This is a genomic window from Streptomyces megasporus, assembly GCF_000718985.1.
Classification (GTDB): Bacteria; Actinomycetota; Actinomycetes; order Streptomycetales; family Streptomycetaceae; genus Streptomyces; species Streptomyces megasporus.
On sequence record NZ_JODL01000088.1, the window covers coordinates 1 to 535 of the forward strand.

The 535-nt window shown below is 67.3% G+C and carries 1 protein-coding gene and 1 pseudogene; both read right to left on the reverse strand.

Going from position 1 to position 535, the window contains the following annotated elements; translation table 11 throughout:
* Positions 1-196: pseudogene (locus IF47_RS31830) on the reverse strand (hypothetical protein); the annotation flags it as partial.
* A gap of 41 nt (positions 197-237) precedes the next feature.
* Positions 238-535, reverse strand: a 298-nt coding sequence (locus tag IF47_RS0126790; RefSeq protein ID WP_031511619.1) for a hydrolase, incomplete at its 5' end; no start/stop codon positions are given.

Consider the following 535-nt stretch of genomic DNA (forward strand, 5'->3'; position numbering starts at 1 on the left):
AGACGGCATACGAGATGTAGAGAGGTCTCGTGGGCTCGGAGATGTGTATAAGAGACAGGCCGAGCGGCCCCGCCTCCCAGCTCACCGGGCTCTCGGAAGCGTCGGCTACGACCCAGGCCCAGCCCGCGGGCCCCGGGTTTCCCTTCGAAGCCCCGTCGCACGCGGCCACAACACGTTCACGCATGGGCTCGATCATGCCATGGCCGCACGGTCCGCCCGGCCGGGAGGGCCGGGCGGCTACGACACGTCGGTCAGCTTCGGCATGTCTCCCTCGGTAGTCGTGATGTCGATCACCGAGAAGTTCGCGCCCTGCGGATCGCTGATGGCCGCGAACCGGCCGAACGGCGTGGTCATCGGGCCGAAGCGCAGGACGCCGCCGAGCTTGGCCGCCTTCGCCACGGCGTCGTCGCAGTCCTCGACGGTGAAGTAGACGTTGATGTACGGCGGCACCTCGGGCGGGAATTCCTCCGTCATCTTCATCCGGCCCAGCACACTGCGTTCGCCGAGGTCGTAGATGCGGAAGTCCATCTCGTGG